A 26,829-nucleotide genomic window follows, 5' to 3' on the forward strand; every position below is an offset into this window, starting at 1 on the left:
AGATAAATCATTAATTTTGAATTTCTTTATTTTTCTCCGCTTAATTTTTAAATAAACCGTTTTTTTAGATTTATTTAATATGATCTGAATTTAATGTCTCAAAATAAAAATAATCTCTATATCTATTAAAAATGGGTAATAATATTTTTAATATAAGATATATCGAAAAATAAAAATTTAATTGTTATTTTATTTATTTCGCTTTTCTATTTCTATCCTTTTAGATAAATATTTATATTATTGTAGTCATTAAATAATTAAACAATCTCTGAGAAATCATTTTTACTAAACTTTAAAATAAGCCTTTGTTGTAAATATGTAGACGGCCGCGATTGTGGTAAATCTCACAATTTTTCATATTTCTTACCGCACTTTCAACATTCACATCACCGCCTTTGTCATCCGTTCGTCGTTAAAGCTACGAAATTAACCCGTCATAAGAGTCTTCCCTCGGCATTCCGCTGGCTTAACTAATTTATCATCCAGGTTTTTTAGCTAAAAATCGTATTAATATGTAAATTTTTTAAAATTTAACCTTTACATTAATTTACCGGCTGAAATGTTTTAGCTTGAATTAATGTAGCTTATAATAATGCGGTGGGCTGATTATGGAATTAATTGTTATCTATTATAGTAATGCGTATTTAGGTGGTTTGTAATTCAATTGTCTGCGGCGGTGTTATGAATATGGAAATATCATAAAGATTATATTAATTGTTGGTTTTTGCTTTAATTACTATTAACTATAATCGAACTGTAATTTTATATTTATAATAATGACATTATCACTTCATTTCAAAATGAAATTAAAAAAATAGAAATAAGATATGAATAAAATATTTAAAGTGATTTGGCACTATTCAAGTCAGACGTTCGTTGTGGTTTCTGAATTAACTAAATCGCAGAGTAAATGTTCATCGACAGCAGATGAAAGAAAAAATCCGAACAAGTTATTCCTATTAAGTGTGGCAGGTTCGGCTATGCTTAGTTCCGTTATGGCGCTGGCAGCAGGCTCTAATGGTATTGAACTTGGAGAAGGTGCCAGTTCTACGGCAACAAATGCGAATGCGTTAGGGGTTTATGCTAATGCTTCCGGTGTGAATTCAACGGCTATCGGCACTCAGGCCGCGGCGTCAGAAACGGATGCTATTGCGCTTGGTTCCGGGGCAAATTCATCAACGCAATGGTCTATCGCTATTGGTAAAGGTGCCGTAAACAACTATAACTCGACGATTACAACAGCCGCCGCCGATGGGCGCGGAAATGCCGCTATTGCCATTGGCTACGGCGCTTCGACCAGTGATTATGGCACAACTGCAATCGGTTTGGGGACGAAGGCCTCAGGTAATATGGCAACGGCATTGGGTTCTCATGCAAACGCGACTAATACGGCGAGTTTAGCCGTGGGGGATGCGGCAAATGCAAGCGGGCTTGGTTCTGCCGCCATCGGCTATGATGCGGTTGCCAATTCCACTTATTCGACTGCTGTGGGGCATAGTGCAAAAGCGACGGATATTTATGCCATTGCGATTGGCGATAGTGCGTCAGCCAGCGAAGACCATACTATAGCCATGGGATATTTATCCAATGCAACAAAGTTTGCGGCGATAAGCGTTGGAATTTATAGTAAAGCCAGTGGGCATCAGGCAAATGCTTTAGGTTATGCAGCGAATGCTTCCGGTTCTTCTGCCAATGCATTCGGTTCTAATGCGACGGCGGCCGGCGATAATTCCATTGCGGTTGGAACGAAATCTATTGTAACGCAAAGTAATGCTGTTGCTGTTGGTACCACTGCGAATGCGTCGGGAATCGCGGCTTCTTCGTTCGGCGCTTTAGCGGTTGCGGCCGATTCTTTTGCCACGGCTTTAGGTTCCTATTCTAATGCGACCGGCTCGGCTGCGGTTTCTATCGGGCATCTTTCCAAGGCGTTAGCAGAGCAAACCATTGCGCTTGGTGAATGGTCGTTAGCCAATGCCACAGCCTCCCTGGCGATAGGAGAGCATGCTAATGCGACAGCCAAATGGGCAACAGCGATTGGTTCTTATTCAAATGCCTCGGCTCAAAATGCCGTTGCTATGGGCCATAGCGCGAATGCCGGCGGAACGGACTCTATCGCGATTGGTACGTTGGCAGCCGCGCAGGGGGAACAGGCTGTTTCTGTGGGTTACAATAATAATGTCACGGGTAATCGTTCAGGTTCGCTCGGTGATACAAGCGTCATTGCAGGTAACGCCGCTTATTCAGTGGGAAATAATAACAAGATTAACGCCAATGGTTCCTTTGTATTAGGCAGCGATAATGTTATTGCAGCGACAGCGAATAATACTTATGTGATTGGTAATAATATTTCAGTAACCGCAGACAATAATGTTATTTTAGGCGCAAACAGTTCAGAAAGTTCAAATACTACAACTAATGGCAAGGCCAATCAGGTAACTGCGGCAACAGTCGGCAGCTTAACGTATGGCGGGTTTGCCGGCACGGCGTCTGGCGTGGTTTCTGTGGGCGCGAAAGGGGCAGAACGTCAAATTATTAATGTTGCGCCGGGGAATATTTCTGCAACATCGACGGATGCGATTAACGGTTCACAACTTTATGCAACGAATACTGTCCTGAATAATACGGCAGATTCTGTCGTCAATATATTAGGCGGAAATGCTAATGTGGTGGATAACGGTACGGTCAGCATGACTAATATCGGCGGTACGGGCAAAAATAATGTTAATGATGCCGTTGCCGCAGTAAATAACACCGTGGCGGCAGGAACCAATACCAATGTAACCGGTGTGCAAAATGCCGATGGCAGTACGACCTATACGGTAAATGCGTGGAACACCACGTTGAAAGGTTCTGATGAGATCAGCGTAACGAATGTGACGGATTCGGCAGGCAGGGTGATTGATTACAGCGTCGATCTTTCCGACAGTGCAAAAAATAATATAACTACGGCGAACAATACGGCAAATTTAGCAAATACGACGGCTAATGCCGCCAATCGTACGGCAAATATAGCGAATAACACCGCAAACTTGGCTAATGCAACGGTGAATAAAGGCTGGAATCTTACGACGACGGCGGCAGGCGGCGGTAATGTTGTGAACAGTACGGCTGAAAATGTACAGATGGGGGAAACGGTCACTCTTGATGCGGGAAAAAATGTTAATGTGACGCAATCGGGTCAGACAATCAGTATTGCCGTAACGGATAAACCGACTTTTGAAAGCGTAACGGCCAATACTTCCGTGAAGGTGGGGGATACGACGCTCACCTCTGACGGCATCACAATAGTGAATGGCGCTGGAGATAGCGTCAGTGTAACTAAAGAGGGGTTGAATAACGGCAATAATACGATTACGAACGTCGCGCCGGGGGTGAAGGGGACTGATGCGGTTAATCTGAATCAGTTAAATGCAACGACCGGTGCGGCTAAAACGATATTAGAGAATGGCACAACCACTACGGTGACAGAGAGAACGGGGACGAATGGCCAGAGTATTTATTCCGTTGAAGTGAATCGTTCAAATGGTTCGGTGAATAAGAACGGCACTGTAATTGTAGAGAATGGTGATGCGATATTGAACGCACGCACCGTAGCAAACTTAATCAATAATTCGAGTTGGTCAGTGAATGCCGGCAGCGTCACAGGCACAAATGGCGTGACTCATTATGCAGTCAATGCTAACAGTGCAATTTGGGAAGATTTGTCAAGGACATAAACAAAATTTCTTTGACAAATTTATATCTTCTCTGTTTCTCTCTTGATTAGCTTTAGTATTTTATCCTTGTATGTTTCTCCTGTACCTTGCTTAAAATGTAGGTTTACAGTATATTTTGTCTTTCCAATATCCATCATTAACTGTTTATTAGGTGGTGTTTTTATTTCTCTTTTTTCTTCTTCCATAAGTCCTCCTTTCCGTTTTTTAGGCAAAGAAAAAACAGTAAACCTTTTTTGATTTACTGTTTTGGTGATTAGCGATAATCCTCTGGTGCAAATAGCTCATTACTATTTGCCTCTGTGTTTTTGTTTGCGTTTTTCTTGTTTTAATTCAAATTTTCTTTGTTTCTCCAACTCTCTTCTTTTTCTAATTTTGGTTTTTCTTTCCAATTTCATTTCTTCTCTTTGTTGCTGCAATGCCAATTGAGATTTTGTACCTATCCCTACTTGTTTACTTTGTTTTCTTGCCTCTCTTTGCAATCTTTTAGGATTAGCATTTCCTTTTTTAACCTCAACTTCTATATTTGAACTAAATTTTAAATTACTATAATTTTTCAAAATAAAATCGTATACTTCATAATCTTTAGGTTCTGCTCCAAACACCACTCTGCATACCGATAATTTATTTTCTTCTATACGCTCAAAAACACCTACCCAAAAAGGATCATCAAAAAAAACCGTTAATTGCCCTGTTATTTTTTCCATAACAAACCCTCCTTAATGCTCTATCAAAGAATGGACAACCCGGAGGGGAAGGTTACTTACCTAAGGAAATAATTACTTAGACGACTGGGCTACCTACCAGTTCTAATACATTTTACATAAATGTATATTGCGTTTTTATCTTTGAACTAAATTTATTATTTATTATATCACTTTTCAGCTTGATTTTATAGTTCTAATTCATTCCTCCTTACCTGTGTCAGTCCTCTGTTTTCTTGTTGCAATTTATCTATACAGTTCCTGGCACTTTCAGCCTGTTCAACCTCTTTTCGTATATCTATGATTTGAGAATACAGACTATCTTTTTCTTTCTTCAAGGCTTTTACCTCCGATTTCCATTTAGATATATTTAAGGTCTTGCTTTCTCTTAAATGCTCTTTGAGATATTTCTTTGCACTTTCAAATAAAATAATCTCTGCCGTATGCTCGTTATAAAAATCTTCCTGTTTTATTTTCTTTAACTTTGCATAGGCTTTGTAGATGTCCTTGTACTTCAAATATTTTTCTGACTGGTCGATGAGTTGTGTTTTTTCATCAATCTTTTTCTCGGTATCTTTTAAGGCTCTTGTGGTCTTATAATTCTTATCTCTTAGGGTAACTATATTTTCTTTAAGCTCAGATAATGAAGTGATATTTTTTTCTTTGAGTAATTGATAACTCTCAATATATTTCTCTAAATCTGCATTATTGTTATCTGCATTTTTACGGGTAAGATTTTCAAAGATTGATTGCAAATTTTCTTTGAGTGGAAGAGTGGACTTTGTATTTTTATTTTCTATTTTTTCCTTTTTTCCAATTCCCCTTATCCAATTTAGCAATACTTTTATTCTTCGTGCAATTTCTCTTAATAGCTTATTCTGATGTTTGATTTCTCGGTTGATATTTCCTCTGTCGGTAGCTATGCCTTTCTTTTCCATTTGACTTGCTGATACTCCTAAATGAATAGTAGGTATTTGCTCTATCCCCTGTCTTTGATAAGAACGGTGGTCGACTTTTTCCTGTATGCTGTTTTCTTCCAAATATTTGTTTGTAATATCTGCCCATGCTTTTCGCCACTCTTCTGCTTTGTCTTGATCGTTCCAATCAACTGTATTGATTTTTTTTGTTTTATAGTTCCCGTTTTTGAGTTTTATTTTCTCGCCATTTTCATCAAGGATATATTCTTTTTTTGATTTTGCTCCCCATGTCTTATTTTCGTTTAATGGTCTCATAGTTAATAATATGTGAGCGTGTGGGTTTCCATCATTTTTATCGTGTAGGGCAATATCTGCACACATACCAACTTTCACAAAATTTTCTTTTACATATTCTCTTACAAGCTCAATCTGTTTTTCCCTGCTTAATTCTTTTGGTAGGGCGATTTCTATTTCTCTTGCAAGCTGTGAGTTTTTACTTTTTTCTATTTTCTCTACACTGTTCCATAATGTTCCTCTGTCTGAAAATTCCTGTGGTGCATTTTGTGGTAATAGAATTTCTGTATGTGCTATTCCGCCTTTTCTTGTAAAGTCATGGACTATTCCGTCATACTCGTTTTTTATCTTTTCACCACTTCTATAGGCGGAAGCTGCTACTGCACTTTTGCCTTTGCCTCTTGAAATAATCTTTATACTAAGATGATATATAGCCACAAGAAAAACCTCCTCTCTTTTTTGATGTGAGTATGATGGCGATGATAAAGACTTACTAAAAAAAATCGGATTGCTTTTTATCCGATTTCTTTTGGGAAGTACACAAGGGGTAGGAAATTTATTTCCGTAGGGGAGTGTAGCTCCCCTGTATCAGCGTTAGCTGATATGCTCTCTGCAAGAGCCTTCGGAGAACGCACACACCCTTTAGGGTGTATAAGTGCGCCCTTGTCAACAAGGGACTATTTCTCTATCTCTGTTTCTTCCTCTTGTATTTCTGTAATTTTGTTTTCGCTTTGTTCTCGCTTCTCTATGATTTTTAAGATTTTTTGATTGATTGCTTCTTTGATAGTTGAAAATGAGATTAGTTGATAGAATTCATCTTTTGTAAAATCCTTGCTTTCGGTAAAGATACTTTCAAAGACTGCTCCTTTTTCATAAAGCCTTTTATCTCTCTTTTTTCTTTCTTCCTGTTTCTGCTGACTGATGAGCTTTTTTCTTTTGTTTTGTAACTGCTTAATTTCTTCTTCTGCCATTAAAATTTTTTCATCTATATTTTTCATTTTCTGTTTTCCTTTCTTCGTAATTTTGAGCAAAGAAAAAACAGTAAACCATTCTTTTTGTTTACTGTTTCGTAAGTTGATATATTATTACTTGTATTTAATTATTTTACTTCGACAAACTGAGATTTATAGTACTATCTTCTTCCATTTTCTGATTTTTGTTCTAAAAGATCCAAAAGGTGCAACCGTATTTACATGAATAAACTTATATACCTCCCATACTGCTATTTTAGTCGCTTCATCAGCCCATTTTTTCATATGCGGTTTAAACAATTCTTCCTCACTTAACGAATCAATCATTGCATAGATAGAATTAATATTTTCATTTAATTTGGATTTCAACTCTTGTAAGGATAAATGAGCGTAAGTATCCGTAAACCACTGATATAATTCACCAAGTTGATTCCATTTAAATTCGTCCGATGGTGTCTTTACTTTAAGTCCCTTTCTTTCATCTTTCTCCCATTTAAGAAGTAAGGTTGTCCATCCCACTTGATAAGCAAGGTTTTCTGCGGGAGTTCTATCAACTTCATCAACTCTCTTATCTTTTAAGGTTTCTGGTATATTATCAAATTCTGAAATATATTTTTTAAATGTTTTATTTATTTCAGTCTTGAGTTCTTCTTTATTTTCGTATGTTCGCAAAAAATCACCTCCACAACTTCTTATTTTTCTCTCTGAATAATTAATAATATTATACCATTTTTAAGCCAGTTTTTCTATCTCCTCTTTCTGTGGCACTTGACAGTTGCCTATAAAGTTAAAATACACATCAACTTGCTGTTTTCTGTCTTTGCCTTTTCTTCCCCCTGTCGCTTCATGAACTACTACTTTTTCTATATACTCATTTATCATTGGTACTGTCAGTTCTTCAATATCGGTATATTTCTCTATCATTTTTAGGAATTTATCGGTTTCAACTTTTCTCTGATGATAGCTTTCTATTTCCTCTTCAAAATACTGTATTTGCTTTTCTAAGTCTTGTTGCTCTGTATCATAGATATTAAATAATCTATCAAAGTGTTTTACAGGAATTTTTCCAAGTGCGTGGTCTTCATACAGCTTTGTAATTAGTGTTGTTAATTCTGCATTTCTTGATGACAGTTTTTCTAACTTTTCTTTATCTCCTTGATACTTTTCTTCTCTTTTTTCGTCGGATAACTTGTTCATCACTTTTAGAAATTCTTGCTTTTCTTCTTTTGCAAAGTCTGTGATTTCTTTGATTGATTTTAAGAGAATTTCATTCACTGTTTTTACTTTGATGTAGTGCATACTGCAAGTGCCTTTTCTGTGTCTATAATGTTGACATACAAAAGAGTAATCACTATCATATTTCTTTTCTTTGTGTTCTGCCGGCTCTCTGTAACTTAACTTTCCTCCACAATCTGAACAGATTAAAAGTCCTGTAAAGGGGTGTGATGTTGTTCCATACTTTGGACTTCTTCTCACTGTTTTTCTTAACCTTTGTGCGTTATTCCATGTTTCTTCATCAATGATTGCTTCATGGGTGTTTTTGAAGATAATGAGTTCATCTTCTTTCGCCTTTCTTCGTTTTTTGGTTTTGTAATCAAGGCATATTGTTTTACCAAGTACGGTGTGTCCCATATATTCTTGCTTTTCTAAGATATAGCCTACTGTGGTCGGTGTCCAAAAATACGGGTCTTCTATTCCTCTTTTCTTGGAGCTATGATTATTTTCGGGATAATGTATTTCTGCATAGGCTGATGGGATAAGGACTTTATCTTTGGTTAGTATATCTGCTATCTGTGTTACTCCATATCCCTCTATTACAAGTCTGTAAATGCGTTTTACGACCTTTGAACTCTCTTTATCGACAAGTAGCTCCTGTTTGTTCTTAGGGTTTCTATAATAGCCGTATGGTACGCTTGGTGATACTCTTTTACCCTCTTCCATTCTTGCTCTGAAGATGGATTGTATTTTTCTTGATGTATCTCTTGCATACCATTCGTTCATGATATTTAGAAATGGGGTAAAGTCGCTTTCTGCTTGTTTCTCACTATCTATTCCGTTATTGATGGCGATAAATCTTACTCCCTTTTCTTTGAAAAGTATTTCGGTGTAAAAGCCTACTTTGAGGTAATCTCTGCCAAACCTACTCATATCTTTTACTATCACAGTAGATACTTTGTTTTCTTCTACTGCTTTTATCATCTTTTGAAATCCCTCTCTATCAAAGGTTGTTCCGCTTACTCCATCATCGGTATAGTGATAAATATTTATAAAGCCGTTTCTTTTTGCATAGCTTTCAAGTAGCTGCTTTTGATTGGTGATGGAATTACTTTCTCCTTGCATTTCATCATCACGACTTAAACGCTCATAAAGGGCTGTTTGTCCTGTTCTTTTCATATTTGACACGAGAATTACCTCCTTTCCAAGTTTTTATTATTTTCTCTGTCCCTATGAGGTTAATCCTTTCGCGCCGGTGATACGGTAAATTATAACGCAGGGCAAAATATTGTAATTGGTGGTGAAGGTCATAACGTGACGATCGCCACTAATCCGAATGCCACCTTTGATTCTGTTGCGGCCAATGCTTCGTTTACTGTCGGTACGGGTGAGAATGCAACGACGATAAGCTCGAATTCCGACGGTTTAGTTGTTGCAAATAGTACGGGCGGTGATACGAAGATCCAAGGTGTAGCAAATGCAACATTAAATGCGGAGAGTAAAGATGCCGTAAATGGCAGCCAATTATATTCCACGAATAATAATGTGACTAATTTAACAAATGAAGTTGCTAAAGGCTGGAATATGGCTGTTGTTGCGGAAAATGGCAGCGTAACCTATGTAGGAAACGATAAAGTTTCACAGATCAATATGGGGGATACGGTAAGTTATAAAGCGGGTCAAAATATTAATCTGATCGTGGATGCGACGAATAATACGATCACTATTGCCACTTCCGCCACACCAAACTTTACCTCGGTAGAGGCCGATACCGTGAATGCAAATACTGTGAATGCCGGTAGCGTAACCATTAATAATACCGGTATTAATGCCGGCAATACCACCATTACAAATGTCGCCGCACCGGTAAACCCAACGGATGCGGCGAATAAAGACTATGTCGATAACGCCGGTTGGTATGTGCAGAATAACGGTGAGGTTGTGGGTGATAAAATCACTCATAACCAATCAGTGAATTTTGCAAACGGTAATGGCACTGTGACCAAGGTAAAAGTGGTTAATGGCACGGCGACTATCAGCGTTGATGTAGCAAATACGGCACTTTCAGTCAATGAAAACGGCACGGTGAAAGCGGGTGATAATACCTCTTATGCCACGGCAAATGATGTGGCGAATGCCGTCAATCATGCAGGTTGGACAGTAAATTCGACTGCAGTCGGAACAGGTAAGGTTTCGGGCGATACTGAAGCGGCTAAAGTGACGGCAGGGTCAGCAGTTAATATTAATGCCGGCAATAATATTGAAATCGCGCGTAAGGGAGCTGAGATGACGGTTGCAACATCAATGACTCCCGAATATACCAAGGTTTCGGTGGGCAACGGTGCCGTTACTATCGGCGGTTCAACCGGCAAAGACGGCGTTGCTGAAGTTTCGGTGGCAGACAGCAAGGGCGCACCGACGAGAGTGACGAACGTTGCGCCGGGTGTCAGTGGCACTGATGCAGTGAATATGAGCCAATTAAACAATTCAGTAACTCACTTTAATACCAACATGAATGCGCTTAATCATAAACTGGATAAAGTGGATAAAACTCTTCGTGCCGGTATTGCAGGGGCGACGGCAATCGGCTTTATTCAGCGTCCTAATGAAGGCGGTAAAAGCATCGTTTCTGTCGGTGTAGGCGGTTATAAGGGAGAATCTGCCGTTGCGGTCGGCTATGCACGAAATTCTGACAATAATAAGATTTCGATCAAACTAGGGGCGGGTATGAATAGCCGAAGCGATGTTAACTTTGGCGGAAGTATCGGTTATCAATGGTAAACCCTATAAATTATCGTGCAATAAGCCTACCAGCACCGCGTTGAAATTATTCACTTCGGTACAGCACAAAGGCATTGAAATTTTCGCCTGACTGCCACTGAATCAAAACAGCAAAAGCAAGCCGTTGGACTTGCTTTTTTACTGATAGCCACAAAGCCTATAACAAAAAAGCCGCTCATCAGAGCGGCTTTAATTTTTTATGATATTTATCGGTGGTGCAGTATTACTGCTATACAGTACAAAACCGCGACGTTATGGCAACGAAAAGCCCGTGTGGTAACACGGGCAATTCAAGTATGAAAGGATCTCTATGAAAGCAACATGAAAAAACATCTCGCTAAATGGGCCTGTTCTGTCAGTGTAATTATTGCCATCATATTAACAACCTATGCCGATAATTTACGCACCTCCCAAACCGGCCTTGAATTAATCGGCAATGCGGAAGGTTGCTACCGTAAGCCTTAACACCGCCCAAGGGCAGGACGAACGCGCCATTGCGCGCATGATCGCCCAAGAAATGCAGCGCCTCCAAAATCAACAACAGGCGAGATTGCGCAGCCGTTTAGGCGACAGAGAATAACGAAAGGGTGAAAGCCCTTTTTGTTGTAACTGGTTCTACAATCTGATAATATACTCCTAAAGATGATAGAAGGCACAACCAATGAGAATATTCAAAACCAAAGCCTTTGATAAATTTGCATAAAAGCACTATATTCCGGATGAGGACTTTCTTGAGGCCGTCATGCGTGCGGAACAAGGCGCGATTGATGCCGACTTGGGCAGCAATATCATCAAACAGCGAATCGCAAGGGCAGGCAAAGGACGCAGTGGCGGGTTTCGCGCCTTCATCTTTTACCGCATTAACGAAAATAGCTATTTTGTTGCCGCAATAAGCAAAAATGTACGGGATAACATTTCTACCCAGGAGTTTGCCGCGCTGAAAGCCTTGGCAAAAGAGTATGCCAAACTTGCCCCGCAGCAGATTGAACGGCAAATCGAAAACGGATTATTTATTGAAATCGACGGAGGACAAAAATGAGTGAATTGTTAGCCATGATCCACGAAAATGCGGCGGATTTACATGAAGCCGGATTAATGGATAAAAAAACCATGAAAAAATTTGATGAATTATGCTTAACACCGGTGCCGGCATTAACCCCTGACGAGATCAAAGCCATTCGGGAAAAAGAGCGGGTTTCGCAAACTGTGTTTGCGCATTATCTTAACGTCAACAAAAACATGATATCCGAATGGGAAAGGGGGGTAAAAAAACCCACCGGTACCGCATTAAAATTACTCACCTTAGTGCAACACAAAGGCATTGAAATTCTCGCCTAGCCGTTGTCAGACCAAAACAGCTAGTCGTAAATACCTGTTATAATATACAGTAGTTGGGTGGGTTTTTCAAATATGTAGTTAAGTGATAATAATCTAACTTATTGATTTTTAAGTAAATATATAACAAAAAAGCCGCTCATCAGAGCGGCTTTAATTTTTTATGATATTTATCGGTGGTGCCTAGGGTCGGACTCGAACCGACACGCTTTTAAGGGCGGCGGATTTTGAATCCGCTGCGTCTACCAATTTCGCCACCCAGGCTTCACTGATAAACATCATCTTCAGTGCGTTGTATTATACGGTTATCCTTCCGGCTTGCAAGCGGAAATTCGGATTTATTCACCGTTTGTTTTAATTTTCAGCAAACGGGTGAAATTTACACCGCACTTTATCGTGGCGCAATAAAGTGCGGTGGATTTTAATCACGTTTCCGGCTTAATAACCACCAGGTAATGAGGATAAACAGCATACTCGGCATGAGTGCGCCGGCCAGCGGCGGGATGCTGTAAACCAGACTGAGCGGGCCGAAAATTTCGTTGACCACATAAAACAGAAATCCGAAACAGATTCCGGTAACGATACGCGCACCGGCGGTGACGCTGCGCAGCGGGCCGAAAATAAAGGACAGCGCCAGCAGCATCATCACGCCCACGGAAAGCGGCTGGAATAATTTGCGCCAGTAAGTCAGTTCAAAGCGCTTTGAATCCTGTCCGGTTTCTTTCATAAACGCGATGTAATCGGACAGCCCGGAAATCGACAGCGAGGTGGCGCGCAACGAAACAATCCCTAATTTATCCGGTGTGAGGCTGGTTTGCCACACGCCGTTCAGCTGATTGGTGGTTTTGATTTCATCGGCGGAAATTTGCGAAGTATTGATTTGTTTTAATGTCCATTTGCCGTCTTTAAAGGTCGCCTGATTGGCATGGCTGACTTGCTGCAGCTGGCGCTGATCGTTAAAACGGTAAATATAAATATCGTTGAGTTTGATGTCGTCGGTAATTCGTCTGACATAAATAAAATCGTTACCGTCTTTTGCCCATACGCCGTTTTTAACCGACAGCATCGAGCCGCCGGAAATGGCTTTCGAACGCATATCGCGGGCGAATTGTTCCGTTTGCGGAATGCCCCATTCGCCGATCACCATGGTAATTACAACCAGCGGCAGGGCGGTTTTCATCACCGCGACACCGATATTTAAGCGGGAAAATCCCGCCGACTGCATCACGATCAATTCGCTGCGGCTGGCTAGATTGCCCAGCGCAATCAGCGCGCCGAGCAGCGCCGCCATCGGGAAAAAAGTTTCCACATCTTTCGGTACGGTCAACACGGTATAAAGTACGGCCTGCAGCACATCATAGCTGCCTTTGCCGACACTGCGGAATTGTTCGACGAATTTAATGATGGCCGATAAACCGACCAAGGTCAGCAGGGTGGCGAAAATGGCGCCTAAAATACTTTTGCCGATGTAGCGATCCAAGGTATTCATCATCATTTCGTTTATCCTTCTACTACATGCTTTTTGCCGAATAAATGACGGATTTTATACATAAAGGCGCTGTGCCAGCTGTTTAACAGAATCCCCAGCAGCAGGAAGGCGAGATTAACCAGTGGCATGAACAGCGAAGCGTCGAGTTTGCCGGAAGCGCCTGCGGATTTAAACGAGCTTTGCAGCAGGAAATAAATCAGATACAGCATTAACGCCGGCAAAATCTTGGCAAACCGCCCCTGACGCGGGTTAACGCGGCTGAGCGGCACGGCGATTAACGCCATAATCGGCACCGCCAGAATCAAGGTGATACGCCATTGCAGTTCGGATTTTGCGGCCGGCGTTTTGGCTTTCAGCAGCTCGGTAAAAGGCAGAGTTTCCGCTTCGCTGTTTTCATTATTGACTGCCTGATGCCCCAGATAAGCCCGGTATTGATCGAAATGCGTAATCCGGAAATCAGGCAGCATGGCGCTGCCTTCCACGCGCTGACTGTTTTGCAGATTCAGAATCTGATCGCCGTTCGGCAATGCTTTAAGTTCGCCGCTTTCCGCCACCGTTACGGACGGTTTTTCACTTTTTTTGCTTGGCATCTGGAATAAGTACACATCATGAATCGTGTTATTGCGAATATTATTGATAAATAAGACAAAATTATTATTCCCGGCAGACATAAACTGACCCGCGGCAAGGGCGCCCATGGTCGGATTCGCTTTGGCGTCGTCTAAAATCTGGGCTTGTTTTTGGATCGCCCACGGCGATAAGGCCAGTGCGTTGTAAGCGGCGAGCGCGGCGGTGAAAAAGGATAACAGCAGCGCCACCCGCACCAGAATACGCTGACCGACGCCGCAGGCGCGCATAACGGTGATTTCGCTTTCCGCATACAGCCGTCCGAAGGTCAGCAGCAGCGCGATAAATAAACATAACGGCAGCATTAACTGCGCCATGGTGGGCATGCCGAGACCGAGCAGCGACAGCACCAGATCCGCCGGCACTTTTCCGCTTGCGGCGGAACCTAACACGCGCACTAATTGCTGACAAAAGAAAATAAGCAGTAAGATAAACAGAATTGCAGCCTGACTTTTTACGACTTCTTTAGTTAAATATCTGGTTAAAATCACGGTTCCGCCTATATTATTCCTTGCAATTTTTCTAAAACTGAGTAGTTTACTTGTTTTCAATAAGTCGGCGTATCATAACGTATTTTTGCCTTTTACGCAGTAAATTAGTGAGGAACACATGAAATATACAGTAAAAAGCACCGCACTTGCGGCGGTGGAAACCAGCCTGCTGGTCGGGCTTTTCGAGGACGGCATGCTGTCGGAAAGTGCCGCCCGGTTAGATCAATTAAGCGGCGGTTATTTAACGCGGTTGCTGCAATCCGGCGAGATCAGCGGTAAGCACGGGCAGGTGACGGTGTTGCGCAATATTCCGCAGCTGAAAGCCGAGCGGTTGTTTATCGTCGGTTGCGGCAAACAGAATGAGCTGACGGAACGTCGTTATAAACAGCTGATCCAAAAAGCGATCGGCGCAGTGAAAGAAACCAAAGCGGCGCAGCTGGTCAGCTTGCTGGGCGATGTGGCGATTAACGGGCGCAGTGTTGAGTGGAACCTGCGTTTTGCGCTGGAAGCCATTGAGGACAGTTTTTATCTGTTCGACCGCTTTAAAAGCAACAAGAACGAACCAAGTGCGGTGTTAAATGAGGTTGTTTTTCATGTTGATGCGGCACAAACGGCGCAGGCGGAACGTGCCTTACAACAGGCGCAGGCGATTGCCCTCGGCATCCGTGCGGCAAAAGATCTGGCCAACTGCCCGCCGAATATCTGCAATCCGGCTTATCTGGCGCAGCAGGCGGAGGCCTTAGCGCAGCAATCGGCGCTGATAACAACCACGGTGGTGGGCGAAAAAACGATGGCGGAATTGGGTATGAACGCTTATCTGGCGGTGTCGCAAGGCAGTAAAAACGAGGCGCAGATGGCGATTATCGATTACCGTAACCACCCTGATCCGCAGGCAAAACCGATTGTGTTGGTGGGCAAAGGGCTGACCTTTGATGCCGGCGGTATTTCGCTGAAACCGGCGGACAGCATGGATGAGATGAAATACGATATGTGCGGTGCGGCGTCCGTGTTCGGCGTTATGCAGGCTGTCGCGCAATTGCAGCTGCCGCTGAATGTGATCGGCATACTGGCGGGCTGCGAAAATCTGCCGGACGGCAACGCTTATCGGCCGGGGGATATTCTCACTACGCTGGCGGGCTTGACGGTGGAAGTGCTGAATACCGATGCGGAAGGGCGTTTGGTGCTGTGCGATGCGTTGACTTATGCGGAACGTTTCGAGCCGGCGATGGTGGTGGATATCGCGACTTTAACCGGTGCCTGTGTGGTCGCCTTGGGGCAGCATAACAGCGGTCTGGTGGCCACCGACGACGAGCTGGCGCAGGAATTACTGACAGCGGCGCAGCAAGCGGCGGATAAGGCCTGGCGTTTGCCGCTGAGCGAAGAATATCAGGAGCAGCTGAAATCCAATTTCGCCGATCTGGCCAATATCGGCGGGCGTTGGGGCGGGGCGATTACCGCCGGCGCGTTTTTAGCCAATTTCACCAAAAAATACCGCTGGGCGCATCTGGATATCGCCGGCACCGCCTGGTTGCAGGGCGCCAACAAAGGCGCGACCGGACGCCCGGTAGGCCTGCTGACCCAATTCCTGATCAATCAGGCGGATAAATCTGCCTAAAGTGGGGTCGGTTTCGGCGTAAAATCCCTTCCTTATCCCCGTTATAAACTATATTATATAAACAAATTTATAACGGGGATTTTCTATGTATACCTTTCTTAAACCGATACAACGAACAGGCCGCTTTCTGTGCTGGTTTATTGCGTTTATTGCTTGTTGCAGATGCCAGCGGGTTTGCCGAGGTGGACAGAGTATATTTCACCCACTTGTAATATACTTTCTGAACCAGTAAAAATATTGCGCCGGCGGGATAATTTTATTGATCATTATATAAATAAGTATATAATGAACGTGCTTTGTAAGTAGTAAATCAAAAGGCTAGTGCATTCCCCATAATCTTTCCCCCAAGATTATTTTGCACTAGCCGTTTTTTATGCGCGTTATGCGCTCAGGAATGAATTTCCCGCCGACCGAGAAAAGAATGGGTCAGCGTGGTGCCGTCCACGGTTTCCAGCTCGCCGCCGACCGGAATGCCGTGTGCGATACGGCTGACTTTGATCCCTTGTTGCATGCACAGTTCCGCAATGTAGTTCGCCGTGGCATCGCCTTCCACCGTCGGATTGGTGGCCAGAATCACTTCGCTGAAATTTTCCGTCTGTAAACGGTTATGCAGCAGATCCAGCCCGATTTCGCGCGGGCCGATGCCGTCCAGCGGCGACAGATGACCCATTAATACGAAATAACGGCCGGAAAATTGCCCGGTCTGCTCAATCGCCTGAATATCCGCCGGCTGTTCCACTACGCACAGCAAACCGCTGTGCTGGCGGCGCGGATTGCTGCAAATGGTGCAAATCGCTTCTTCCGTAAAGGTGCGGCATTGTTCGCAATGGCCGATTTGCGACATGGCGGCGGTGAGCGCGCGGGCAAGCTCCATGCCGCCGCTGCGATCCCGCTGCAACAGATGATAAGCCATCCGCTGTGCCGATTTCGGCCCGACGCCCGGCAGACAGCGCAGCGCGTCGATCAGATGTTCTAAAAGTGGACTGGTTTGCATAGATTTCGTCGAAACGGTGAAAAAATACACCGCACTTTGGCGCAACGGGCAAAAGTGCGGTCGGATTTTGCGGCGTTTTTAGAACGGCATTTTAAAACCCGGCGGCAATGCCATACCGGCGGTTACGGAGACCATTTTTTCTTTCTGTAATTCTTCCGCCCGGCGCACCGCATCATTAAATGCGGCGGCGATCAAGTCTTCCAGCATTTCTTTGTCATCCGCCATCAGGGACGGATCAATGTCGATCCGACGGCAGTTGTGGGCGCCGTTAATGGTGATTTTCACCAGCCCCGCACCGGATTCGCCGGTCACTTCCAGCTGCGCGATTTCCTCCTGCATTTTCTGCATGCGATCCTGCATCTGCTGCGCCTGTTTCATTAAATTGCCTAAGCCGCCTTTTCCAAACATAATTTTTTTTCCTGTCTGATTAAATTAAAAAACCCGGGCATTTTAACGAAAAATGACGAAATTGGGAATAGGGCGGCAGCGCTTTGCATGATCCTTACGGCGGCGCGGAAAATTGGCACAAGTGCGGGCGAAATCTGTGCTAGAATTGCGCTTTTATATCAAACAAGCAATGATTTTGTCGTTATGCGAGTATTTATAGCCGAAAAACCCAGTCTGGCGCGCGCCATTGCCGATGTGCTGCCGAAACCGCATCAGCGCGGCGACGGTTTTATCCGCTGCGGTGAACACGATTATGTCACCTGGTGTGTCGGTCATCTGCTGGAACAGGCGGAACCGGACGCCTATGATGCCCGCTTTAAACAATGGCGTTTGGAACATTTGCCCATCGTGCCGGAAAAATGGCAGCTGATTCCGCGCAGTGCGGTAAAAAAACAGCTGGATATCGTTGCCGGGCTGATTCATCAGGCGGACGAACTGGTTAACGCCGGCGACCCGGATCGGGAAGGTCAGCTGCTGGTGGATGAGGTGTTCAGTTATGTCGGACTGTCTGCGCAAAAACGTGACCGGATTTTGCGTTGTCTGATCAGCGATTTAAATCCGAATGCGGTGGAAAAAGCGGTAAATAAGCTGCAACCCAACCGCGATTTTATTCCGCTGGCGACCTCCGCACTGGCGCGGGCGCGGGCGGATTGGCTGTATGGCATTAATATGACCCGCGCTTACACCATTCGCGGGCGGCAGGCGGGCTATGACGGCGTATTGTCCGTCGGTCGGGTGCAAACGCCGGTGCTGGGGCTGATTGTGCGCCGTGATCTGGAGATTGAACATTTTCAGCCGCGGGATTTTTTTGAGGTGCAGGCGCTGGTGCGCACGCAAGAGGAAAATCCGCAAAAATTCACCGCACTTTGGCAGCCGAGCAAAGCCTGCGAGGATTATCAGGACGAAGACGGCCGCGTGCTTTCCCGCGCGTTGGCGGAAAATGTGGTTAAACGTATCAGCGACCAGCCGGCGGAAGTGACGGATTATACGGATAAACGGGAAAAAGAAACCGCCCCGCTGCCGTATTCGCTGTCTGCGTTGCAAATCGACGCCGCAAAACGCTACGGCATGTCGGCGCAGGCGGTGCTGGATACCTGTCAGCGCTTATACGAAACCCATAAACTTATCACCTATCCGCGTTCCGACTGCCGCTATTTGCCGCAGGAGCATTTTGCCGAACGGCAGAAGGTGCTGGCGGCGATTTCCAGCCAATTGAACCTATATCGTCCGCTGCCCGATATTGTTGATCCGGAACAGAAAAACCGCTGCTGGAATGATAAAAAGGTGGAAGCCCACCATGCGATCATTCCCACTGCGAAAAATAAATCCGTCGCACTCAATCAGACCGAGCTGAACGTGTATGCGCTGATCGCACGGCAATATTTAATGCAGTTTTGCCCCGATGCGGAATACCGTAAAAGTAAAATTACCTTAACCATTGCCGGCGGCACCTTTATCGCGCAGGCGCGCAATCTGCAAATTGCCGGCTGGAAACAATTATGGGGAAAAGACGATGAGGACGAGCAGCAGGAACCGCCGTTGCCGGTGGTGAAAAAAGGGCAGATGCTGTGGTGCGAAAAAGGCGAGATTATCAGCAAAAAAACACAGCCGCCGAAGCCTTTTACCGATGCCACGCTGCTTGCCGCCATGACCGGTATTGCGCGTTTCGTGCAGGATAAAGCGCTGAAAAAAATCCTGCGCGAAACGGACGGTTTAGGCACCGAAGCGACGCGCGCCGGCATTATTGAGCTGCTGTTTAAACGCGGTTTTTTATATAAAAAAGGCAAAAATATTCACAGCTCGCCCGCCGGGCGGATTTTAATTCAGGCGCTGCCCGATATTGCCACCCTACCGGATATGACCGCGCACTGGGAAGCGCAGCTGGACGGCATCAGCCGCAAACAGGCAAGCTACCGTCAGTTTATGGATAATTTAACCCGTTTGCTGCCCGAGCTGCTGCGCTATGTCAATTTTACCGCCCTGCGCCAATTAAGCGGCGCGGCAAAGGCGACCGCACCGAAAGGGAAGGGCGGCAGGCGAAAAAGTGCGGTGAAAAAAAATGACGTTTCCGCTGGATGAAATTAACTCAATCAGGCATGATTTCATGAAAACCGCTTGCGTATAAGCCGGATATCCGATAATATCCGCACGTTAAATCAATGGCTATTTGTAAAAAGAGAATAAGATAATGTATCAAGCACTGTTAATCGTTTATTTACTGGTATCTATCGCCCTGATCGGCTTTATTTTACTCCAGCAGGGTAAAGGCGCAAATGCCGGCGCATCATTCGGCGGCGGTGCATCCGGTACGGTATTCGGTTCTGCCGGTGCGGGCAATTTCTTATCTCGCACCACTGCGGTATTAGCCACGGTTTTCTTTATCGTTAGCCTTGCGATTGGTAACATGAATTCCCATCGCAACAATGTACAGCAAGGCGCATTTGACGATTTATCGCAGGCCGCCGAACAGATTCAGCAACAACAACCGGCAGCGCCCGCAGCGGAAAAAGAACAACAAAACAGCGATATTCCACAATAAACCTCGTATTTCGCTCTGATGGTGGAATTGGTAGACACGCTATCTTGAGGGGGTAGTGTCCGTAGGACGTGCGAGTTCAAGTCTCGCTCAGAGCACCAATTTAGAAAAGATCGCATTTTTGCGGTCTTTTTTTATTGTGTTTTTTCTTACGTCTTCTTATTTAAGAGCCTTGTTATTATTGGCTTTGCTTAAATTTCTATCTTTTCTAGTCTTATTTCTTTTTGCGTGTTCTTACGTTTACAGCCGCTAATTTTAGTTATATGCTTAGTTATATGTTTTGAGTTTTCAAAAATTAGTATAACTAAAAACTGATGAAACCTTTTCTAAAAAGGATTTATTCAAATTTAACGGTATAACAGAAAAATAGGGGCTTGAAGTGGCACGTTTAACCAAACCGCTTACAAATACTGAGGTTAACAACGCGAAACCAAAAGCAAAGGAGTACACACTATCGGACGGGAAAGGGCTTTATTTGTTGGTGAAGCCAAACGGTTCAAAGTTATGGCGGTTTAATTATTACAAGCCGTTGATGAGCCCAAAGAAGCGGGTATTGTTAGGCGTGGGAAAATTCCCCGATATTTCGTTACAGCAAGCCAGAGCAGTCAGAGAAGAATATTTATCTTTGCTTGCACAGAATATCGATCCGCAACAGTACAAGATTAAAACAGAACAAGCGGAGCAGAATCGCCTATTAAGCACCTTTCAGGCGGTGGCGGAACATTGGAAAGAAAGCAAGAAGGACAAGATCAAAACATTAACCCTGAAGAAATATTGGGCGATTGTCGAACGTTATCTTTTGCCCGTGTTGGCTGGTTATCCTGTTAGTGATATTACGCCGGCAACGGCGAAGATAGCGCTAGAAATTCCCTATAGACAAGGTAAGGCGGAAATGTACCGCAAAGCCGTAAAACTGCTCAATGCAATCTTAAATTATGCGGTTTATTCGTTGTTTCTTATTCCGTTTAACCCTTGCGAAAAAATCGCAACCGCTTTTGAGGCGCCGAAGCGCGGGAGAAACCCGAGTATTAGACCTGATGAATTGCCGGCATTTCTTGAAGCCTTGGATAATTCCGCCACTGACCTTTTGACAAAATATCTTATCCGCTGGCAACTGCTTACTATGGTTAGACCGAATGAAGCTGTCACTGCCGAATGGGCAGATATTGATGAGGATAAAGGATTATGGACTATTCCGGCGCATAAGATGAAGCAGACTAAAGCCAATGCAAACAAACCGCACTTAGTTCCGCTTTCTAAGCAGGCTAAAGCGTTACTGGAGAAAATCAAAAGACTGGCGGGAAATTCCCCTTACTTGTTTCATAGCATGAGAGCAAAAGAGGGCTATTTCAATAGCCAGACCGCCAACAAAGCGCTCAGGGATAACATGGGCTATAAGAATAGGCAGACCGCGCACGGTTTAAGGAAAATTGCCAGTACCTACCTACATGAAAAAGGCGTAATTCCTGATGTGGTGGAAATGTGTTTAGCTCACACGATTAAAGGTATTAGGGGCGTTTACAACGAAGCCGAATATTTATCACACCGCAAACAGGCTTTACAGCAGTGGGGCGATTATGTGGAACAATGTCAACTTCAAGCTATCACGCCGCATTTAAAGATTGTGGCTTAGAGTGCGCTAGGTTTTTACTACATTTTACTATTTTAAAAATTCACTTATACAGTATTGAACTGTATAAAAACGTATGAAACAATAAGAGTCAATAAAAATTAACAAGCCGAACAGGTGCGACTAGGCGGGGCGTAATTAACCACGCTGAAAGATAGTAACCCTTATTGCTATTTGTCGCACTTCCTCAAATAAGGGCAACGTTAAGGGGCGTTTTATGACTTCAAATAGTGAAGAGCAGCAAGATGAATTTGTAAGTATTTTTGATTTGCTTAAATTTGCTAATTCCCAAGATATCATCAATGCGACTTATCAAATTCACTCAATTCTACAAGAGGAGAAAAAACAAGTAAAAGTTTACCAATATCACACCGGGATTAAACCGCGTCTAACTTTACAAGAGAAGCCTTTGAATGATTATTTGTTGAAAATAAATAAGAACCAGGGCTATAAAAAACAAGGTTTAGATTTTGATGATGATATTCCGTTTTGATGGGGTGAAAGATGTTAATTGAAGAATGGCAAGCAAAGAATTTATATGTAAACAAATCTGAACTAGAAACGGCTTTAGGTGTTGAGCTTAAGGGGGTAAAAACATGCAAATTTAATTTTAAAAAAGAAATATCTAGTGAATTATTGCCGTATTGTTCAATGGCTTATTTCAATGAACAACAGGCGGTAACTTTGTTACAAGGAGAAAATCCAACTCATTTTGTTATGAATGATGGATTTTATCCAATATTTATGGCGCTTAAAGGAGCTATAGAATCAGGTGAAATTAAAGACGGGGAAATAATACCCGCTGACTACGATTATCATCATGACAGTTTATCAATTGGGCATTCTGAACTTGAAAGATGGGCTAAACACTATGGTTATAAGTGGATATTGCCGCCATACAACCCAATGCAAACAATAAAAACAGATCAAAGTCTGATGAAACCTGAAATCATAGAAGAACTACGTGCTGAAAATGCAGGGCTAAAAGCACGAATCATAGAACTTGAAAGCCAACCACAAAAGCAAAGCGCAGTGAATTATGATGATTTTTCTATTTATGGACACACAACCACCGAAATAAAAGCTATTTTTGCCGTTATACAGCGATATTGGATAAATCACGACATAACACAGCCCGATACTATCGCTAATGCGGACGATATAAAAAATTGGATTAGGGAAAATTTCCCCGAGATTAGTAACACAAATGCGGAAGCTATTCAGAAAATCACGAGACCGTTAAAAGCTAAATTTATAGGTAGAAAAGAAAAAGGCTAGAGCCCTTTTCAACCTTACTACATAAAGCTTTATTAATATTCCAAGGGGTGAATCTGTAAAGGGTTGCACCCCTTTTTTATTATTTAAAGGTTGCACCCTTTTAAAACTCTTTCAATCAATACTTTTTTAAAAACCAGTAGTTTAATGTGCGCGTTCAAAAACAAACTTCAATACAGGAGAACGCAAGAATGGAAACATTAAACACTACACAACCCACCACAAAACAACTTCTTAACCTTGAAGATGTGAAAGCTATTACCGGCTTTTCAACCACCACCATTTACAAACATGTTAAAGACGGCATTTTTCCGCAGCCGAAAAAGTGCGGTCGTTCCACCCGTTGGCGATTAGCCGACATTCAAGCCTATATCAACTCATAAGGCGGCTCAATGGAAGCAATTAACACCACCAGCACTTATGAACAGCAGATTTTCATTCTGCAGTGTTTACGCCGCCGGCCGCATAGTACGCACGAATTAAGAGCCAAGGGGATTTATTACCCGCCGGCAAGGGTGAAAGAGCTACGGGAGCAAGGTTATGTGATTGATACCTTTTACCGAGATGAAACCGATTTAACCGGCTTAACTCACCGCGTGGGCGTTTATGTATTGCATGAAAACGCCATAAGACAAAATCCTTAATATAACGGGCATAGAGAGGTTTTAATGATGAGTAATGCAAATATTCAAATTAACGAAGAAAATCGCAACAAGGCGACGCTATGGGGAATTTACGCGATTATTGAACGTATAGAGCAATTTTCAAATTCAGCCATGACCGGCCATGTATCAACTCTCAATCCTGACGGCACAAAAACACCCGTGCAGCCGAATGAGGTTTTTAACCTGATTAATGAGATGGCCAACCTTGCCTTAATGGATATTCAAGCATTACGCCAAGAATTTGAACGACTGGCCACCAGCAAAACCCAACATGTTATGACAAAAATTTAGAAGGAAACGAGATGAAAACAGAGATTATTAACTTACTACAAACAACACAAGCTCTTGATGGTGGAAACCAAGGCATTAATGCCCGAGATGTGCATAGACTTTTGAAAGTCGGTCGTGATTATTCAACTTGGATTAAAGCTCGAATTAAGCAAGCCGGTTTTATCGAAAATCAAGATTTTGCCATTGTAGAGAATTTGAGCTCCCCCGTTTTGGCGAGCTCAAAAAACAAACACTCATCAATGGCACGACCTCAAAAACTCATTGACTATATCATCACCCTAGACACCGCCAAGCACCTTTGCTTGATGGAGAAAAATGAAATCGGGCGGGCTATTCGTCAGCACTTTATCGAGGCAGAGCAACAGCTAAAACAGGTTGCGCCTAAGGTTTATAAAAACACTTTGGCCAAAACACAGGCACGGCTGGCGGCAATAGACCATAACCGAGAAATGACGGATGCCATTCAAGCCAGTTTTAAACGACAAGGAAAAGCCCCAAAACCGCACCATTTCAGCATTAATCACGAGCTTATAGATAGCCTTGTCTTAGGTGAGAACGTGCGACAGTGGAAAGCTAAGCGCGGAATTTTAGGCAGAGTGCGAGATAGTTTTAATGTGAATCAGATGACCTTGCTCAAACTCTTATTAAAAACTAATGCAAGTCTTATCAATTTAGATATGCCGTATCAAGAACGCAAGGCACAGTTGCAGAAATTAAGCCGGCGCTATTTAAGCGAGCAGTTGACAGCATAGGGGGAAATATGAGTGAGAACGGTGCAGATAAAGCAGGGCAAACAATATCAACAGGAATTAAATTTTTCTTATGCTGCGGAGGCATTGCGCTATTAGCGGTGGCTTTTGCCTTTGGGTATTACCTCATCAAATAAGAGAAATGATGAAGGGAAAACCGAATTTCGGGAGCAGTACGCGCGCGCGATACGAGCTAATCTCTTGAATTTAAAGCAAACCTCAAAAATGAGTTTTGCCAAGTCACAAGGAAACATAATGACTTTTCAAAAATCTTCAAAAACCACTTTACAAAGTGCGGTCAATTTTGGCATTATTTCCCCGCAATCGCAAAAAACGATTGCCGAGCCTCGAAACTCGAACAATTTATCAGTGGCGCATAGCACGCCGAAAGCGTGTTTTTTTATGCGTGATTTACACACACCTAAAGAACGCCTAGCGCGTCTATCTATGGTAGCGTGTAGCGGGAAAGGTTTCGCCCTTTGCTGTGTTCCACTGATCGCAGTTTTCGAGCCCGTTACACGTTACCGCCAACAAGCCTCGAAACTTAAAGCGGTAACTCTTGAAAATTTATTCAGTGGAGTTACGCAAATGTACCAATTCATTTTTGCGGCTATACGTCGCACCGATTTAACCAATCAAATTCAGAAAATCCGCATTAATGCCGACAGCGAACTACAGGCCCGCGCGATGTTAGCCCGCGAGTTCGTGTTAATCCTTGCCGGCAAAATCAACCTTAAAAATGACCGCACTTTTTCGGGGGTGAGCTATGCGTAATTTATCCTTGATTAAATCCGCGGTTATGGGTAGTATTTGCGGTACTACTACTGTTAACGGTCACCGCACCCGTAAGACTTGCGGATTTTTTATACCTCAAATTCCTTTCAATGGGTATGAGCCAACGGCGCACACCCTATCATTTATTGAATTTGTGGCAAGGTCTATACGTCGAAATAAGGCGGAGTATATCCGCACGAATAAGGCGAGCCGGTTAACAGCGGTAGTTGAAGCCTTGTCACACCTTTTACAGGTTGGCAAATCATTTACTAATACTGTTAAGAGATCATTCAAAATGAAAACCTTTCAAACCCCAAGCGGAAACCCCGCCCAAAATGCCCCTATTGTCTTTGATTTTCAGCAAATGGAGGGGATTTATGCGTAATCAACACGTCGATCAGTTTCAATTTGATTTACTGAATAACGAAATCAATCGCCTTGGCCAGATTGAGTGCTTAATTCATGTTTTGGCCAAAGCTGATTTTAACAGCTTGGAAGCCGGAGAGATTGAATCATCCTTGCATGGCATTAATGCTTTGCTGGTGGAAAGAATGAACCGTTTACGCGATCGCGTCGCATTTATGACAGGGGGTAAAAATGACTAATCAAATTCCTACACACCGCGCACTGCCTATAGTGGAGGCCGGCAAGGTTGAACGCTCAATTTCTTATGCGAAAGCCATTTTAACGCTAATCCAGCATGACAACATAGAAGATGATGAAACAGATGATTTTATGACGTCTGCAAGCGTTATTCGCACAGCATTAAGCGCAGTCAGCCACTTTCTTGATCAGGCTGAAGAATCATCAAGTAAAGGGTTTTATTTAGTGCATGAGAGCGAGGAGGTTGAACAATGAGCTTATCAGAATTAACGCCTAAACAAGAAAAATTCTGTCAGCTGTATATTGAGCTGGGGAATGCAAGTGAAGCCTATCGGCAAAGCTATGATTGCTCAAGAATGAGTAATGAGGCTGTTAATGTGGAGGCCGTTAAGTTATTAAATAGTCAAAAGAACCCTAAGATCGCCCTAAGGGTCGAAGAGTTAAAACAAACTCATCAAGAACGCCATAATTTAACCATAGATGATCTATTGGACGAATTAGAGACCGCACGAAAAGGCGCATTGAGTAAAAAGCAGTTTAATATCGCCGTGCAGGCGACAATGGGCAAGGCAAAGTTATTAGGCTTTGATCGAAAAACGCTAGAGCTACAAGGGGAGAATATCCCTGCAACCCGTATTGAGTTAGATCTGGATTTTTACAAAGAAGCCAGACGACAAATGTTAGAACTTGACGATTGTTAGAGGGGGGAAACA

31 protein-coding genes and 2 tRNA genes are annotated in these 26,829 nt (G+C 43.3%); 22 read left to right on the forward strand and 11 right to left on the reverse strand.

Translation table 11 applies throughout. The features are described 5' to 3' along the window. The first annotated feature begins 827 nt into the window (after positions 1-827). Positions 828-3,716: an ESPR-type extended signal peptide-containing protein gene (locus tag ACESOH_RS07435; protein WP_373100562.1), complete on the forward strand. Its 2,889-nt coding sequence runs from the start codon at positions 828-830 to the stop codon at positions 3,714-3,716. 20 nt (positions 3,717-3,736) lie between these two features. Here ACESOH_RS07435 and ACESOH_RS07440 read toward each other — a convergent pair whose 3' ends face one another. The 6 genes from ACESOH_RS07440 to ACESOH_RS07465 all read right to left on the reverse strand — a co-directional run bounded on the left by ACESOH_RS07440 (position 3,737) and on the right by ACESOH_RS07465 (position 8,993). Beyond that, positions 3,737-3,901: a transposon-encoded TnpW family protein gene (locus tag ACESOH_RS07440; protein ID WP_019034308.1), complete on the reverse strand. Its 165-nt coding sequence runs from the start codon at positions 3,899-3,901 to the stop codon at positions 3,737-3,739. Positions 3,902-4,003: 102 nt separating this feature from the next. Continuing rightward, positions 4,004-4,420 carry a YjdF family protein gene (locus ACESOH_RS07445; protein ID WP_019034309.1) on the reverse strand — a complete coding sequence of 139 codons (417 nt, stop codon included), beginning with the start codon at positions 4,418-4,420 and terminating at the stop codon, positions 4,004-4,006. Between the two features lie 185 nt (positions 4,421-4,605). Next, positions 4,606-6,066: a MobQ family relaxase gene (gene mobQ, locus ACESOH_RS07450; protein WP_373100563.1), complete on the reverse strand. Its 1,461-nt coding sequence runs from the start codon at positions 6,064-6,066 to the stop codon at positions 4,606-4,608. A 239-nt stretch (positions 6,067-6,305) separates the two neighbouring features. Next, positions 6,306-6,626 (reverse strand): DUF3847 domain-containing protein, encoded by a 321-nt coding sequence (locus tag ACESOH_RS07455; protein WP_005761264.1) that lies wholly within the window; start codon positions 6,624-6,626, stop codon positions 6,306-6,308. A gap of 126 nt (positions 6,627-6,752) precedes the next feature. Further along, entirely contained in the window at positions 6,753-7,271 is a 519-nt protein-coding gene (locus tag ACESOH_RS07460; protein WP_005761288.1) for a ClbS/DfsB family four-helix bundle protein, read from the reverse strand. Between the two features lie 60 nt (positions 7,272-7,331). Beyond that, entirely contained in the window at positions 7,332-8,993 is a 1,662-nt protein-coding gene (locus tag ACESOH_RS07465) for a DUF4368 domain-containing protein (RefSeq protein WP_207778591.1), read from the reverse strand. A 135-nt stretch (positions 8,994-9,128) separates the two neighbouring features. Here ACESOH_RS07465 and ACESOH_RS07470 point away from each other — a divergent pair, with 135 nt between their 5' ends. The 4 genes from ACESOH_RS07470 (at position 9,129) to ACESOH_RS07485 (ending at position 11,933) form a co-directional block, all read left to right on the forward strand. Beyond that, complete coding sequence (locus ACESOH_RS07470; protein WP_373100564.1) at positions 9,129-10,595, forward strand: YadA family autotransporter adhesin; 1,467 nt, start codon at positions 9,129-9,131, stop codon at positions 10,593-10,595. Between the two features lie 436 nt (positions 10,596-11,031). Further along, the gene (locus ACESOH_RS07475; protein WP_373100565.1) at positions 11,032-11,175 is read left to right on the forward strand and encodes a hypothetical protein; all 144 of its coding nucleotides are present in this window, start codon (positions 11,032-11,034) and stop codon (positions 11,173-11,175) included. Between the two features lie 132 nt (positions 11,176-11,307). Then, positions 11,308-11,634, forward strand: a complete 327-nt coding sequence (locus ACESOH_RS07480) for a type II toxin-antitoxin system RelE/ParE family toxin (protein ID WP_373100680.1) — start codon at positions 11,308-11,310, stop codon at positions 11,632-11,634. Beyond that, the gene (locus tag ACESOH_RS07485; RefSeq protein WP_373100566.1) at positions 11,631-11,933 is read left to right on the forward strand and encodes a helix-turn-helix domain-containing protein; all 303 of its coding nucleotides are present in this window, start codon (positions 11,631-11,633) and stop codon (positions 11,931-11,933) included. Before ACESOH_RS07480 ends, ACESOH_RS07485 begins: the two co-directional genes overlap by 4 nt. 174 nt (positions 11,934-12,107) lie before the next feature. Here the strand turns inward: ACESOH_RS07485 and ACESOH_RS07490 are convergent. The 3 genes from ACESOH_RS07490 to lptF form a co-directional block, all read right to left on the reverse strand. Next, positions 12,108-12,194, reverse strand: a tRNA-Leu gene (locus ACESOH_RS07490). A gap of 157 nt (positions 12,195-12,351) precedes the next feature. After that, positions 12,352-13,422, reverse strand: a complete 1,071-nt coding sequence (lptG, locus tag ACESOH_RS07495; protein WP_373100681.1) for an LPS export ABC transporter permease LptG — start codon at positions 13,420-13,422, stop codon at positions 12,352-12,354. A gap of 8 nt (positions 13,423-13,430) precedes the next feature. Beyond that, the gene (gene lptF / locus ACESOH_RS07500) at positions 13,431-14,537 is read right to left on the reverse strand and encodes an LPS export ABC transporter permease LptF (protein ID WP_373100567.1); all 1,107 of its coding nucleotides are present in this window, start codon (positions 14,535-14,537) and stop codon (positions 13,431-13,433) included. A gap of 118 nt (positions 14,538-14,655) precedes the next feature. Here lptF and ACESOH_RS07505 point away from each other — a divergent pair, with 118 nt between their 5' ends. After that, positions 14,656-16,152 (forward strand): leucyl aminopeptidase, encoded by a 1,497-nt coding sequence (locus ACESOH_RS07505; RefSeq protein ID WP_373100568.1) that lies wholly within the window; start codon positions 14,656-14,658, stop codon positions 16,150-16,152. A gap of 388 nt (positions 16,153-16,540) precedes the next feature. Here the strand turns inward: ACESOH_RS07505 and recR are convergent, their stop codons facing one another. Further along, positions 16,541-17,146 (reverse strand): recombination mediator RecR, encoded by a 606-nt coding sequence (recR, locus tag ACESOH_RS07510; protein ID WP_032092094.1) that lies wholly within the window; start codon positions 17,144-17,146, stop codon positions 16,541-16,543. A gap of 78 nt (positions 17,147-17,224) precedes the next feature. After that, on the reverse strand, positions 17,225-17,554 hold the full coding sequence (locus ACESOH_RS07515) for a YbaB/EbfC family nucleoid-associated protein (RefSeq protein ID WP_373100569.1): 330 nt from the start codon (positions 17,552-17,554) through the stop codon (positions 17,225-17,227). A gap of 183 nt (positions 17,555-17,737) precedes the next feature. Here ACESOH_RS07515 and ACESOH_RS07520 point away from each other — a divergent pair, with 183 nt between their 5' ends. From ACESOH_RS07520 to ACESOH_RS07595, 16 genes are all read left to right on the forward strand, one after another. After that, positions 17,738-19,672, forward strand: a complete 1,935-nt coding sequence (locus ACESOH_RS07520; protein WP_373100570.1) for a DNA topoisomerase III — start codon at positions 17,738-17,740, stop codon at positions 19,670-19,672. Between the two features lie 109 nt (positions 19,673-19,781). Then, complete coding sequence (secG, locus tag ACESOH_RS07525; protein ID WP_032092092.1) at positions 19,782-20,132, forward strand: preprotein translocase subunit SecG; 351 nt, start codon at positions 19,782-19,784, stop codon at positions 20,130-20,132. Between the two features lie 12 nt (positions 20,133-20,144). Continuing rightward, a tRNA-Leu gene (locus ACESOH_RS07530) sits at positions 20,145-20,230 on the forward strand. A 278-nt stretch (positions 20,231-20,508) separates the two neighbouring features. Further along, entirely contained in the window at positions 20,509-21,762 is a 1,254-nt protein-coding gene (locus ACESOH_RS07535) for a tyrosine-type recombinase/integrase (protein WP_373100571.1), read from the forward strand. Between the two features lie 214 nt (positions 21,763-21,976). Continuing rightward, positions 21,977-22,252 carry a hypothetical protein gene (locus ACESOH_RS07540; RefSeq protein ID WP_373100572.1) on the forward strand — a complete coding sequence of 92 codons (276 nt, stop codon included), beginning with the start codon at positions 21,977-21,979 and terminating at the stop codon, positions 22,250-22,252. Positions 22,253-22,263: 11 nt separating this feature from the next. Next, positions 22,264-23,037 (forward strand): hypothetical protein, encoded by a 774-nt coding sequence (locus ACESOH_RS07545; protein WP_373100573.1) that lies wholly within the window; start codon positions 22,264-22,266, stop codon positions 23,035-23,037. Positions 23,038-23,225: 188 nt separating this feature from the next. Continuing rightward, positions 23,226-23,417 (forward strand): helix-turn-helix transcriptional regulator, encoded by a 192-nt coding sequence (locus ACESOH_RS07550; protein WP_373100574.1) that lies wholly within the window; start codon positions 23,226-23,228, stop codon positions 23,415-23,417. 9 nt (positions 23,418-23,426) lie between these two features. Then, complete coding sequence (locus tag ACESOH_RS07555) at positions 23,427-23,678, forward strand: helix-turn-helix domain-containing protein (protein ID WP_373100575.1); 252 nt, start codon at positions 23,427-23,429, stop codon at positions 23,676-23,678. Positions 23,679-23,702: 24 nt separating this feature from the next. Beyond that, positions 23,703-23,990: a hypothetical protein gene (locus tag ACESOH_RS07560; RefSeq protein WP_373100576.1), complete on the forward strand. Its 288-nt coding sequence runs from the start codon at positions 23,703-23,705 to the stop codon at positions 23,988-23,990. An 11-nt stretch (positions 23,991-24,001) separates the two neighbouring features. Then, complete coding sequence (locus ACESOH_RS07565) at positions 24,002-24,742, forward strand: antA/AntB antirepressor family protein (protein ID WP_373100577.1); 741 nt, start codon at positions 24,002-24,004, stop codon at positions 24,740-24,742. Between the two features lie 8 nt (positions 24,743-24,750). Next, complete coding sequence (locus ACESOH_RS07570) at positions 24,751-24,876, forward strand: hypothetical protein (protein ID WP_256821813.1); 126 nt, start codon at positions 24,751-24,753, stop codon at positions 24,874-24,876. Between the two features lie 118 nt (positions 24,877-24,994). Beyond that, positions 24,995-25,513, forward strand: coding sequence for a host cell division inhibitor Icd-like protein (locus ACESOH_RS07575; RefSeq protein ID WP_373100578.1), 519 nt, complete (start codon positions 24,995-24,997; stop codon positions 25,511-25,513). Then, entirely contained in the window at positions 25,506-25,898 is a 393-nt protein-coding gene (locus ACESOH_RS07580; protein ID WP_373100579.1) for a hypothetical protein, read from the forward strand. The genes ACESOH_RS07575 and ACESOH_RS07580 overlap by 8 nt, the downstream gene beginning before the upstream one ends. Continuing rightward, the gene (locus ACESOH_RS07585; protein WP_373100580.1) at positions 25,891-26,118 is read left to right on the forward strand and encodes a hypothetical protein; all 228 of its coding nucleotides are present in this window, start codon (positions 25,891-25,893) and stop codon (positions 26,116-26,118) included. The genes ACESOH_RS07580 and ACESOH_RS07585 overlap by 8 nt, the downstream gene beginning before the upstream one ends. Beyond that, on the forward strand, positions 26,111-26,371 hold the full coding sequence (locus ACESOH_RS07590; protein ID WP_373100581.1) for a hypothetical protein: 261 nt from the start codon (positions 26,111-26,113) through the stop codon (positions 26,369-26,371). The genes ACESOH_RS07585 and ACESOH_RS07590 overlap by 8 nt, the downstream gene beginning before the upstream one ends. After that, a complete protein-coding gene (locus tag ACESOH_RS07595) occupies positions 26,368-26,817 on the forward strand; it encodes a terminase small subunit (protein WP_373100582.1) in 450 nt (149 codons plus the stop codon). The genes ACESOH_RS07590 and ACESOH_RS07595 overlap by 4 nt, the downstream gene beginning before the upstream one ends. The last annotated feature ends 12 nt before the right edge of the window (positions 26,818-26,829 follow it).

This window comes from Necropsobacter rosorum (assembly GCF_964241405.1).
Lineage (GTDB): Bacteria > Pseudomonadota > Gammaproteobacteria > Enterobacterales > Pasteurellaceae > Necropsobacter > Necropsobacter rosorum.

Excerpts from the sequence above, each read along its gene's own strand:
- ACESOH_RS07435 (WP_373100562.1), top strand. The coding sequence starts at position 828 with ATGAATAAAATATTTAAAGTGATTTGGCACTATTCAAGTCAGACGTTC.
- ACESOH_RS07440 (WP_019034308.1), bottom strand. The coding sequence starts at position 3,901 with ATGGAAGAAGAAAAAAGAGAAATAAAAACACCACCTAATAAACAGTTA.
- ACESOH_RS07445 (WP_019034309.1), bottom strand. The coding sequence starts at position 4,420 with ATGGAAAAAATAACAGGGCAATTAACGGTTTTTTTTGATGATCCTTTT.
- ACESOH_RS07455 (WP_005761264.1), bottom strand. The coding sequence starts at position 6,626 with ATGAAAAATATAGATGAAAAAATTTTAATGGCAGAAGAAGAAATTAAG.
- ACESOH_RS07465 (WP_207778591.1), bottom strand. The coding sequence starts at position 8,993 with ATGAAAAGAACAGGACAAACAGCCCTTTATGAGCGTTTAAGTCGTGAT.
- ACESOH_RS07475 (WP_373100565.1), top strand. The coding sequence starts at position 11,032 with ATGCGGAAGGTTGCTACCGTAAGCCTTAACACCGCCCAAGGGCAGGAC.
- ACESOH_RS07485 (WP_373100566.1), top strand. The coding sequence starts at position 11,631 with ATGAGTGAATTGTTAGCCATGATCCACGAAAATGCGGCGGATTTACAT.
- lptG (WP_373100681.1), bottom strand. The coding sequence starts at position 13,422 with ATGATGAATACCTTGGATCGCTACATCGGCAAAAGTATTTTAGGCGCC.
- ACESOH_RS07505 (WP_373100568.1), top strand. The coding sequence starts at position 14,656 with ATGAAATATACAGTAAAAAGCACCGCACTTGCGGCGGTGGAAACCAGC.
- recR (WP_032092094.1), bottom strand. The coding sequence starts at position 17,146 with ATGCAAACCAGTCCACTTTTAGAACATCTGATCGACGCGCTGCGCTGT.
- ACESOH_RS07515 (WP_373100569.1), bottom strand. The coding sequence starts at position 17,554 with ATGTTTGGAAAAGGCGGCTTAGGCAATTTAATGAAACAGGCGCAGCAG.
- ACESOH_RS07520 (WP_373100570.1), top strand. The coding sequence starts at position 17,738 with ATGCGAGTATTTATAGCCGAAAAACCCAGTCTGGCGCGCGCCATTGCC.
- secG (WP_032092092.1), top strand. The coding sequence starts at position 19,782 with ATGTATCAAGCACTGTTAATCGTTTATTTACTGGTATCTATCGCCCTG.
- ACESOH_RS07540 (WP_373100572.1), top strand. The coding sequence starts at position 21,977 with ATGACTTCAAATAGTGAAGAGCAGCAAGATGAATTTGTAAGTATTTTT.
- ACESOH_RS07545 (WP_373100573.1), top strand. The coding sequence starts at position 22,264 with ATGTTAATTGAAGAATGGCAAGCAAAGAATTTATATGTAAACAAATCT.
- ACESOH_RS07550 (WP_373100574.1), top strand. The coding sequence starts at position 23,226 with ATGGAAACATTAAACACTACACAACCCACCACAAAACAACTTCTTAAC.
- ACESOH_RS07555 (WP_373100575.1), top strand. The coding sequence starts at position 23,427 with ATGGAAGCAATTAACACCACCAGCACTTATGAACAGCAGATTTTCATT.
- ACESOH_RS07560 (WP_373100576.1), top strand. The coding sequence starts at position 23,703 with ATGATGAGTAATGCAAATATTCAAATTAACGAAGAAAATCGCAACAAG.
- ACESOH_RS07565 (WP_373100577.1), top strand. The coding sequence starts at position 24,002 with ATGAAAACAGAGATTATTAACTTACTACAAACAACACAAGCTCTTGAT.
- ACESOH_RS07570 (WP_256821813.1), top strand. The coding sequence starts at position 24,751 with ATGAGTGAGAACGGTGCAGATAAAGCAGGGCAAACAATATCAACAGGA.
- ACESOH_RS07575 (WP_373100578.1), top strand. The coding sequence starts at position 24,995 with ATGACTTTTCAAAAATCTTCAAAAACCACTTTACAAAGTGCGGTCAAT.
- ACESOH_RS07580 (WP_373100579.1), top strand. The coding sequence starts at position 25,506 with ATGCGTAATTTATCCTTGATTAAATCCGCGGTTATGGGTAGTATTTGC.
- ACESOH_RS07585 (WP_373100580.1), top strand. The coding sequence starts at position 25,891 with ATGCGTAATCAACACGTCGATCAGTTTCAATTTGATTTACTGAATAAC.
- ACESOH_RS07590 (WP_373100581.1), top strand. The coding sequence starts at position 26,111 with ATGACTAATCAAATTCCTACACACCGCGCACTGCCTATAGTGGAGGCC.
- ACESOH_RS07595 (WP_373100582.1), top strand. The coding sequence starts at position 26,368 with ATGAGCTTATCAGAATTAACGCCTAAACAAGAAAAATTCTGTCAGCTG.